This is a genomic window from Rufibacter sp. JT3400010 (assembly GCF_054956755.1).
Genome location: NZ_JBUDXA010000023.1, coordinates 92,945 through 103,433, shown reverse-complemented (window position 1 = coordinate 103,433; position 10,489 = coordinate 92,945). Strand labels below are relative to the sequence as shown.

Sequence of the window (10,489 nt, the reverse complement as noted above, 5' to 3'; positions counted from 1 at the left end):
AAAATACCTCTTCTGCGGTGGCAACTGGTCAATATGGTTCAAACCTTAGGCTCTAAAAATACCATTAGCTGAAAATACCTACTAGCGGGTATTTCAGGAGCCAGATTATCTGCGGACCTTTGTAAACATTTTATAAAATATATTTATATGAAAAAACTTTTTACACTTCTTTTAGTTCTGTCAAGTCTTCAAAGCTTCGCTCAAACCACCACTTCAATCCCATCAGATTCCTTAATTACGCTTACTGCCTCAGTGGCATCAACAGCGCAACGCAGTACTGCCGTAGAGAATACTCCCCGGGAAGAAGTCTTCAGAAAGAACATTGTTAAAATCAACCTGACTTCGCTGGCGCTGAAAAATTATAGCCTGAGCTATGAGCGTTCCCTCACCCGTAAAATGACATTTGTTGCCGGTTACAGCTTTTTACCTAAGCGCAATATCGGTTCGATTTCTGCCGTAGACAAAGGCCTTGACCAGTTTGCCGACGGTGAAGATGATATTATAGAGCAACTCAGAAACGCCACGGTAGACAGCAAAGCCTATACCGGCGAAATCAGGTTCTACACGGGTAAGAAACCAGGCGCAAGAGGCTTCTACCTGTCTTTATATGGCCGGTACATGAACATGGATGCCACGTACTCCCATAAGTATGAAACCGACTTCCGGACGTACACCATTCCTATTGACGGAAATATCAAAGGATTTGGTGGCGGATTGATGATTGGTTCACAGTGGCTGATTGCGAAGCGGGTATCGTTTGACTGGTACATTCTGGGCGGGCACTACGGCAGAATGAAACTGGACCTGAATGGCCAGGCAGACCTGAGCCTCATGACGCCGCAGGAAAGAAGAGACTTGGAAGAAGACATTGAGTCTATCAATGACAAATTACCGGGTAACCCGAAGATAGACGCCACCGTGACCAATTCAGGAGTCACCGTGAAAGGAAACTCGCCCTTCGCCGGTTTTCGCGGCTTTGGCTTCAATCTTGGAATTGCCTTCTAATACCAAATTGCTTAAAGGAACTTCCATCTTTAGATAGGCAGTTCAGCTATGCGTGCGGACGCTTGCGCCAGAAAGCTTTTGGAAGAATGTAAACACGAGAGGGGAAAAATAAAATCTCTTTGGTGGCTTTACCCCCGTTTCCAGAAAAACAGCCTTAAAACAAAGCCGCCCTTGCAGATGCAAGGGCGGCTTTGTTTTACAAGGAGATAAGGGCTACACGAACAAGCCTTCTACAGACAAGTAACGCTCACCGGTGTCATAGCAGAAGGTAAGGATGCGGGCACCTGGCTCCACTTCGGCAATTTTCTGAGATACCGCGGCCAAAGAACCTCCAGAGGAAATACCAATGAAAAGTCCTTCCTCACGGGCAGCGCGGCGGGTATACTCAAAGGCATCTTTTGGCTCTACCTGAATCACGCCATCCAGCACAGACATGTCCATCACTTTAGGGATGAAACCTGCGCCAACCCCTTGGATTGGGTGTGGACCTGGAGCGCCGCCGCTTAATACGGGAGACAAGGTAGGCTCCACGGCAAACACTTTCAGGTTAGGGAATTTCTGTTTCAGCACCTGGCCTACGCCGGTGATGTGACCGCCGGTACCAACGCCGGTAATCATGTAATCAAAGCCATCGGGGAAATCTTTAAGCACTTCCTGGGCAGTGGTCTCTACGTGGATGCGGGTATTGGCCTCATTCTCAAACTGCATGGGAATCCAGGCGTTTTCGTTTTGAGCGGCCAGTTCATTGGCCCTAGCAATGGCCCCGTTCATGCCTTTCTCGCGCGGCGTCAGTTCCAGGTGTGCTCCGTAAGCAGCCATCAGGCGACGACGCTCAATAGACATAGACTCGGGCATGACCAAAGTAATCTCATAGCCTTTCACGGCGGCCACCATGGCCAGACCTACGCCGGTGTTTCCAGAAGTTGGCTCAATGATATGGCTGTTCGGTTTCAACAGACCTCGTTTCTCGGCGTCTTCAATCATAGACAGCGCAATGCGGTCTTTGATGCTTCCGCCGGGGTTGGCGCGCTCCAGTTTCATCCAAACCTGGGCGTCTGGGCCGAACAATTTATTGATGCGAACAACTGGGGTGTTCCCGATGGCCTGTAATATGTTATCTACTTTCATCTCGTAAGGTTTACGTTAAAAGAGTATCGGTTTTAGACACTTAACGTGCCTGCCACTTACTACAAATGTAAAATTATTTTGTTAACCCCAAGGGGCGTGCTTAAATAGAGAAATCCAGGATATCTTCCGGCGCTTCTGACCTACTCACCTTAATCTGAGCCCGGTGGTACAGCCGTGAATAAGCAGGTACGCTCTCAGTTAGCCATACGTTACCGCCAATAATGCTGTGCGCCCCAATGACCGTATTTCCACCCAAAATAGTGGCCCCGGCATAGATGATCACATTGTTTTCCAGCGTAGGATGCCGCTTTAAGTCCATCATGTATTTAGCCACGCTCAAAGCCCCCAAGGTCACGCCCTGGTACAGCTTCACATTTTTGCCGATGACGGTGGTCTCGCCGATGACAATGCCGGTACCATGGTCAATGCAGAACGGATAATCAATCTGCGCCCCGGGATGGATGTCAATACCAGTACGGCTGTGGGCGTACTCGGTTAAGATGCGCGGTAATAGCGGAACGCCTTCCTGGTACAGCAAATGCGCGATACGGTACACCGCTATGCCGTAAAAACCCGGATAAGACCGCATTACTTCCTCAATGTGCCGGGCGGCGGGGTCTTCCTGTAAGATAAACTGTGCATCAGAAATAAGGCGCTCGTGCAGGTCAGGCAACTGGTTCATGAAACGGTCTACGGTCTCAGCCGCCGAGAACGCGCTGATGTGCTGCACCCCTTCCAGCAAAGATTCCAGTTCCTGCTCCAGAAACGTGGCTTCCTGCGCCAGCGCCTGCACACTCTTAAATGGTTGTTCCGTCAACGGCGGAAACAGCATCTGCAGCAATCTATTCAGGAACTGGCACAGCAAGTGGGTGGGTATCCGGAACTGGTTCTGCTGGTGCAGCGCCCAGAGCCGTTGTAAAAATAACTCTTCCATAAAAGTAGCCTACGAAATTATACCTCAGAAGGAAACAAAAACCTTCTCTCATTCAAAAGCCACAAAGGTAAAGCCCCTCAGGCGCAGATGGGTTATCCTTTCGGTTACTTACAGTATAGCATCTGCCTTGTTTCAGGGCTATTTTTGTCAAAAAGGCCTTAAAACAGCCCTTCTACCTTCCCATCAGTCCTTTTCCAACCTTCTTTTACGAGGAAGCCCGGTATGAATACAGCACGTTTTCCTGAAAACCGCGTAAGTAAAAGGTTTTTCAATAAATTAGCGCGTATGGCATTTTGGGATAATCTATTTGGCAAGAAACCACCCCGGCAGGGACAACCGCAACTTTCGGTGCAGCAGCGGGTAAGTGCGCTCAAGCATTTGCCACCCTTCCTGAAAATGGTGTGGCAGACGAATCCGCGCATGGCGTTTACCAATGTGGTGTTGCGCTTGCTGCGGGCTGCGGTGCCCTTAGCGGTGCTCTACGTGGGCCAACTCATCATTGACGAAGTGGTGCGCCTGACCCAAACCAACGACAAACTGTTGGGCCATCTTTTCACACTCATCGCGATTGAGTTCGGGCTCGCAGTATTGTCTGACTTCCTGAACCGGGGCATTGCCCTGTTAGATGGTCTGCTTGGCGATTTATTTGCGAACCAGTCTTCGGTGCGGCTCATGGAACACGCCGCCGAACTGGACCTGGACCAGTTTGAAGACTCCGCTTTCTATGACAAACTGGAACGCGCCCGTCGCCAAACCTTAAGCCGCACCATTCTCATGAGCCAGGTTTTGGGCCAGATGCAAGACATCTTAACCATGGCTTTTCTGGCTGCCGGACTCATTGCCTTTTACCCGTGGCTACTGCTCTTACTATTAGTGGCCGTATTACCTGCGTTTCTGGGTGAATCACACTTCAACGAACGCAGCTACTCGCTGGTACATGGCTGGACGCCCGAGCGCCGCGAACTGGATTACCTGAGGCAAACCGGTGCCAGCGATGATACCGCCAAAGAAGTCAAGATCTTCGGACTGTCAGGCTTTCTGGTAGACCGCTTCCGCACGCTTTCCAATCAATTTTACAAAGACAACGAGAAACTAGCCATTAGGCGGGCCGGTTGGGGCAGTGTATTCGCCGCGTTAGGCAGCGCCGGTTATTACGGGGCGTACGTGTACCTGCTCCTGCAGACCGTACAAGGCCAGGTTTCACTGGGTCAATTAACGTTTCTCTCCGGCTCGTTCATGCGCCTGCGCGGATTGCTGGAATCAGTCCTCAACCGGTTCACCAGCGTCGCCGAAGGCGCGTTGTACCTCCAAGATTTCTTTGATTTCTTTGAACTGCAACCCCGCATCCGGCGCCTAGCCTCCGCCCCTCCTTTTCCGAGGCCCATTAAGCATGGCTTTACCTTTGAAAACGTGGGTTTCCAGTACCGAAACTCCGAGAAATGGGCGCTCCGTCATCTTAACTTCACCTTACATGCCGGAGAGAAACTGGCTTTGGTAGGCGAAAACGGAGCCGGTAAAACCACCATGGTGAAACTGCTCTCCCGCCTCTATGACCCAACCGAGGGTAGAATTTTATTAGACGGCATAGACCTGCGCGAGTATGACCCTGCCGATCTGCGCCGCGAGATTGGCGTTATTTTCCAGGACTTCGTGCGGTTCCAGATGAGTGCTGGCACCAACATCGCCATTGGAAGGATTGAAGAGAAAGAGAATAAACCTCGCATTGAGTCCTCAGCACAGCAAAGTCTCGCAGATACTGTCATTGCCAAACTGCCCGAAGGGTATGACCAGGTCATTGGTCGCAGGTTCAACAAAGGCGTGGATTTATCGGGTGGTGAGTGGCAGAAAATAGCCTTGGGAAGAGCCTACATGCGCGATGCCCAGCTCCTGATCCTGGATGAGCCCACCGCCGCCCTGGACGCCCGTGCCGAGCACGAAGTCTTCCAGCGCTTCGCGGAACTGACACAGGGCAAAACCGCCGTGCTTATCTCTCACCGCTTCTCCACCGTGCGTATGGCCGACCGGATTCTGGTCATCGAAAATGGCCAGTTTGTGGAGATGGGCTCTCATGAAGAACTCATTGCCAAAGGCACCCGCTACGCGGAATTGTTTAGGCTCCAGGCAAAAGGATACATGTAAGGGGGGAGTTCTGAGTTAGAAAGTTTAGGTAACTAAAGCTTGTTCCGCGCCATAGTAAGCTTCATTTACTAAAAACGGCCTCTAAACACCTAAAATTCTACCCTCTTTTTGAAATTCCCCAGCATCACAAACAGGAACGCCAGGAAGCACAGAGCCGCGGCACCCCAGAACACGTAAGGAATAGCACCTACTTCATTTCCGTAGATCCAGCCGGAGGCGAAAGCGCCAATGCCGATACCGGCTTCCAAGGCAATGTACACGGTGGCCATGGCCCGGCCGCGGCGCTCTGGATGGCTCAGGTCTATGGCCCAGGCGTAGAGTGTAGGCGAGTTCATGCCCGTTCCGAAGCCGTACAACACCGCCGCACCCAGGAACATGGCTTTGTTTTCGGCCAAACCTAACACCACCATGGAGATAGCCATCATGAGCGTGGAAACCCGCAAAATGGGCACCCGCCCGAAGCGGTCAGAAGCACGGCCCGCCAGAAAACGCACGCCAATGGAAGCTACGGTGTAGAAAGTAAAGAACAGGCCTTTGTTCTGGATGCCCAGATGCTGGCTGAAATCGGGCGTGACGGTGAGCACCGCGCCGTAGCAGGACAGCGTCAGCAACATCACCACAAAGGTGGGTAAGACGCGGGGTTCAAAGATTTCATCCTTCCGGATGCGTAGTAAACCCAATTTAAATTTCTTCGGATTTGGCAGCGTCTCCTTCAGGTTCACCAGCACCAGAATAGATAACAATGCCATGCCAGATGATGAGTAGAAGAGCGCGTTCAAGGAAAAATGCCGGCTAAACTCGCCGCCAATGGCGGGCCCGGCCGCCAAACCCAGACTTCCGGCCAACCCGAAAATACCGATGGCCGCCCCTCTCCGCTCAATGGGCACAATGTCCGCGATATACGCCGATTCGCCGGTAGGCGTAAAACCCGTAGAAAAACCATGGATGAGCCGCAGCAGTAAAAACGCAAATACGGTAGTAAGTAGCGGGTACAGCAGACTGCATAAGATACAGACGGCTACCCCGAAGTACATGACCGGCAAGCGGCCTACGGTATCGGTGAGTTTTCCGCTGAAGGGGCGGGAAAGCCCGGCTGTGAGCGTAAATAAGCCTATGATGTAGCCTTTGTAATCGGCCCCGCCTAGGTGCGTGAGGAAGTTGGGCAACTCTGGGATAATCATGTTGAAACTAGCCGAGAAGAGAAACGAGCTCAGGCACAGCATCCAGAAACGGAACGAGTAAGTGGTAGTAGCGGGGGCAGCGGTAATCATAACGGGCGCAAAGGTCTGCATTTTTCAGACAATCAGTTTGAGTTTCTCCCCCATTTTCTCCAAAGTCGGGCAAAAACAAAATTTCGATTTCTGCTGCTTAGTGGTGATGCCGAAGACTCAGGACAGTTTTGTATCTTCCGTGCTTAAGTGCTCTTTATGAAAAAACACCTCAGAAACGCCGCTGCTTTGCTTTTGATAGCCGTCGCTTGCCGTCAGCCCGCCCAGCAAAGTGCCACCAGGGGCGTGAATAAATTCAGCGACGCTACCCTGCGCAAAATCTACACCCTGCAGGACGAACGCAAAACCAAGGTTCTGCTAGAATTTTTAGATCGCCCCGAAACCATGTACCGCCGCGAGGCTGCTTTGGCCTTCGGCTCGGTACAGGACAGTTCTGCTATCTCAGCGCTGACGCCGTTGCTGCAAGACCCAGAAGCCGAAGTTAGGAAGGCAATCGCCTATGCCTTGGGGCAGATAGGAAGTACCTCGGCGGAGCCGGCGTTGATGGAAGCATATAATCAGGAGCAGAACATCCCAGTGAGGGCCGAGATTCTGGAAGCCTGGGGCAAATGCGCCTCGCAGAACGGCTTGGACATGATCTCCAGGTACACAGCGCAACCTGAGCTACAGGCGGCGCAAGCCTGGGCCATTTACCGGGCTGGACAACGTAAACTGAATTATGCGGGCGCTATCACCAAAGTAGCTGATCTTCTAAACTCAGGTCAGGAAGAGGCTCGTTTAGGTGCCGCCCACTTTTTAGGCCGCACCGCGAAAGTAGACCCAAGCCCAGCCAAAGCACAGGTTTTTAAAGTAGTGCAGCAGGATCCCAGCGCCAACGTGCGCATGGCCGCGGCGCTGGCATTAGGCAAAATGACCGATACGGTGGGCGTAGCCTCCGTGGTAAACCAGGTTCTTAGTAAAGACCCTGATTACCGCGTCCGGATCAATGCCGTGCGCCCTTTGTATCAGTTGCCTTATGATGCGGTACAGGTTGCTGCCTGGAATGCACTGTCAGACAAACACCCGCTGGTGGCCCTCAGCGCTGCCGAGTACCTGACCGCCAAAGCGCCCGCCACGGAATCTGCTCGGTTATTGGATGCCGCCAACAAACAGCCCAATTGGCGGGTACGGGCTACCTTGTTGGCTGCGGCGTTGGCCTCAGCTCCAGCCGGCCAAAAGCAGAGTGTGAGCCGGCAGATTCAGCAGCGATTTGCCTCGGCGAAGAACCCGTACGAGAAAGCCGGTTTGCTCACCGCTCTTAGCAAAGACCCCGCACAGTATCCTTTTATTGAACAGCAGACGTTTCAAGCAGCGCATCCGGCCATAAGCACTTCGGGCATAGAAGCGTTGGTAGCCATCAGAGGGCTGAAGAACTTTGACGCAGCCGCAACCCCTGCTTTCAACCAATTATTCCAACGGGCCATCCAATCGGGTGATGTTGCCATGGTGGGCATTGCCGCCGGTGCCATCCGGAATCCTGATTTGAACCTGAAAGACGCCTACGCAGACCGCTCTTTCTTGACCCAGGCCCGCGACAAACTCACGCTGCCCCGAGACATTGAAACCTACCTGGAACTTCAGAAAACCCTGGACTACCTGGAAGGCAAGACCTCGGCTCCAACTCCGGCAACTCCATTCAGCCACCCTATCAATTGGACTATAGTGAACAAGCTGCAGAAGAACCAGAAGGCTCGTTTGAAGACCTCTAAAGGCGATATCACTTTTGAACTGCTGGTGGAAGACGCGCCCGGCTCCGTGGCAAACTTTGTGGAGTTACTGGAGCAAGGTTTTTACAACGGCAAGAACTACCACCGCGTGGTGCCCAACTTCGTGGCGCAGGGTGGCTGCCCCCGTGGCGATGGCTGGGGCTCCTCTGACTACGCCATCCGTTCTGAGTTCGCGGATTTGAATTACCTGGAAGGCTACGTAGGCATGGCCTCAGCAGGCAAGGACACGGAGAGCTGCCAATGGTTTATCACCCACTCCCCCACCCCGCACTTAGACGGCAAGTACACCATCTTCGCCCGCGTGGTCAAAGGGATGGACGTGGTGCACCAGTTGAATATCGGCGATACCATTGAGAAGGTGGAGTTGGTGAGGTAAGTTATAAGTTGGGCGTATTAATGTTAATTGAATCTATATAAAATGCTTTACTCTGTTTTTGCAAACGAGGCACTTGAGAATCTTAAGATTTTGCAAGAATCATTTCGAAAAGACTTCAATATAGATGATTATTCTAACTGGTTCTATAATCAGTCAACCGAACTATTAAGGTTGTATAATGAATCCGAAGAAGTGTATTTTAAATATATTCCCATTGGTTCTTACTCAAAGAATAGTAAGACATGGATGTGGGCATGGCATAACACCGGCTCAATTGAACAAAGTAAATATGACACTTTGGTTCTTCAGCATTATGGCGTAGACAATGATTTCGAGAAGCTATCAGAAGGTCACTTCGATAGTGATGTCTACGATGGATGGGAATTTACAGCTCTTGCTCATCAATTCTTAGGCGGAATTGGAGCATACAGAGTAGATTCTGACCAATTGGAAATTTATTTCTTAATCATGGAGAAAAAAGAACTTCATGAGGTTGAGGCAATAGAGGATAAACTCATTGAATGTACCGTACACGGGAAAATTAGAGCCGCATTCATTTGTCAGCACTTAAACAGAGAAGTGAAAACTGGGTTTGAAGAGGCTTTTCCCACTTATAGAGGCATGGCCTTAGAAGAAGATGATGATTTTCAAGCTTGGTGTGATGAATGTGAGAAGACAAGGGTTCTAAATGATGGTTGGAATGATGAATCAATGGAATTCGCCAAAATCAAATTGGTTTGCGAAAGGTGCTACTTTGAAATAAAAGAGTTTAATTCTGTAGAAGAATAACTTAGCCCAACAACCACTAACATATAGCTAGAGCAACTCATATTTTGTTACCAATTTTCAATTTTAAAGCATAAAAGCAGAAGCCTCTCCAATTGGAGAGGCTTCTGCTTTTATGCTTTAACCTAAGTTTCTGAAAAGAGGGTCCTAAATGCCTAAGCTGTAGGATGCAACGGCACGTACACCACTTTCTTCGTCTCGAAGAATTCCTCCTGGAAATAGGTACTCAAGTCAAACACCTCATGTATTAATCCAGACTCCGCTAGTTCTTCAGTTAAGTCGCCGCCTTTTAGGTAGTACAGTCCCTGGCCGAGTACTGAGTCCTTTTTGTAGCTGAACTGAATCCACTGGTAGAAAGTAGCCAATCTTGCCACGGCACGGCTCACGATGAAATCATACTTCTCGTGCACTTGCTCGGCGCGGGTGTGGGTGGCTTTCACGTTGTGCAAGCGTAATTCTTGGGCAATCTCCTGTACCACATGAATCTTCTTGCCTATGGAATCTACCAGGTGAAACTTTACCTCGGGGAACAGGATGGCCAGGGGCAAGCCGGGCAATCCGCCGCCGGTTCCTACGTCCATCACCGAGGTTCCTGCCGGGAACTGCACCACTTTGGCAATGCCCAAGGAATGCAGGAGATGGTTCACCATCAAGTTGTCCATGTCTTTGCGGGAAATCACGTTGATTTTGGCATTCCACTCTATATACAGCTCCGCGAGGCGCGCAAATTGGTGCTGTTGCTCTTGGGTTAGGTCTGGGAAGTAGTGCAGTAAGATAGCGGTGGATGTTGGGTTCATAGGCTCAAAGATAACGAAAGGAGTTCTGAGTCTTGAGTTCTGAGTCCTGAGTTTATCAGAATGCCGTAATCCTCTGGTTCTATTTAGGCCTGTTTTCAAGAAAAGAGGCCCAAAATGATACATGCCGCAAGTTTGAGCGCAGCGGTAACTTGTGGCTTTGCTTTGTGCCAGTTTGCAACTGGCGTATTCCTCTTGCAGTTGTGCCAGTTGCAAACTGGCAGTATGTTACCCACAAGTTACCGCTGCGCTCAAACTTGCGGGATTTCAGGGATTCTTTATCTACAACCCATTTCCGGAAAAACAGCCTAAAAACACAGAAAGCAGCCACA

Annotated in this window: 8 protein-coding genes; 4 read left to right on the top strand and 4 right to left on the bottom strand. The window is 50.7% G+C overall.

All coding sequences use genetic code 11. The annotated features are described in order from the left end of the window. The first annotated feature begins 147 nt into the window (after positions 1-147). Positions 148-1,005, top strand: coding sequence for a DUF3575 domain-containing protein (locus ACY0JR_RS17785; RefSeq protein ID WP_462635507.1), 858 nt, complete (start codon positions 148-150; stop codon positions 1,003-1,005). A 213-nt stretch (positions 1,006-1,218) separates the two neighbouring features. Here the strand turns inward: ACY0JR_RS17785 and cysK are convergent, their stop codons facing one another. After that, entirely contained in the window at positions 1,219-2,133 is a 915-nt protein-coding gene (gene cysK / locus ACY0JR_RS17780) for a cysteine synthase A (protein WP_462635506.1), read from the bottom strand. Positions 2,134-2,233: 100 nt separating this feature from the next. Beyond that, complete coding sequence (locus ACY0JR_RS17775; RefSeq protein WP_462635505.1) at positions 2,234-3,067, bottom strand: serine O-acetyltransferase; 834 nt, start codon at positions 3,065-3,067, stop codon at positions 2,234-2,236. A 285-nt stretch (positions 3,068-3,352) separates the two neighbouring features. Between ACY0JR_RS17775 and ACY0JR_RS17770 the strand changes: the two genes are divergently transcribed. Next, positions 3,353-5,206 carry an ABC transporter ATP-binding protein gene (locus ACY0JR_RS17770; protein WP_462635504.1) on the top strand — a complete coding sequence of 618 codons (1,854 nt, stop codon included), beginning with the start codon at positions 3,353-3,355 and terminating at the stop codon, positions 5,204-5,206. Positions 5,207-5,295: 89 nt separating this feature from the next. Here ACY0JR_RS17770 and ACY0JR_RS17765 read toward each other — a convergent pair whose 3' ends face one another. Further along, a complete protein-coding gene (locus ACY0JR_RS17765) occupies positions 5,296-6,498 on the bottom strand; it encodes an MFS transporter (protein WP_462635503.1) in 1,203 nt (400 codons plus the stop codon). 135 nt (positions 6,499-6,633) lie between these two features. Here ACY0JR_RS17765 and ACY0JR_RS17760 point away from each other — a divergent pair, with 135 nt between their 5' ends. Together ACY0JR_RS17760 and ACY0JR_RS17755 are read left to right on the top strand one after the other, a co-directional pair. Beyond that, on the top strand, positions 6,634-8,577 hold the full coding sequence (locus ACY0JR_RS17760) for a peptidylprolyl isomerase (protein WP_462635502.1): 1,944 nt from the start codon (positions 6,634-6,636) through the stop codon (positions 8,575-8,577). A 42-nt stretch (positions 8,578-8,619) separates the two neighbouring features. Next, the gene (locus ACY0JR_RS17755; RefSeq protein ID WP_462635501.1) at positions 8,620-9,366 is read left to right on the top strand and encodes a DUF6882 domain-containing protein; all 747 of its coding nucleotides are present in this window, start codon (positions 8,620-8,622) and stop codon (positions 9,364-9,366) included. 152 nt (positions 9,367-9,518) lie between these two features. On the opposite strand, the gene rsmG is transcribed toward ACY0JR_RS17755, so the two are convergent. Continuing rightward, complete coding sequence (gene rsmG / locus ACY0JR_RS17750) at positions 9,519-10,160, bottom strand: 16S rRNA (guanine(527)-N(7))-methyltransferase RsmG (protein ID WP_462635499.1); 642 nt, start codon at positions 10,158-10,160, stop codon at positions 9,519-9,521. Between the last annotated feature and the right edge of the window lie 329 nt (positions 10,161-10,489).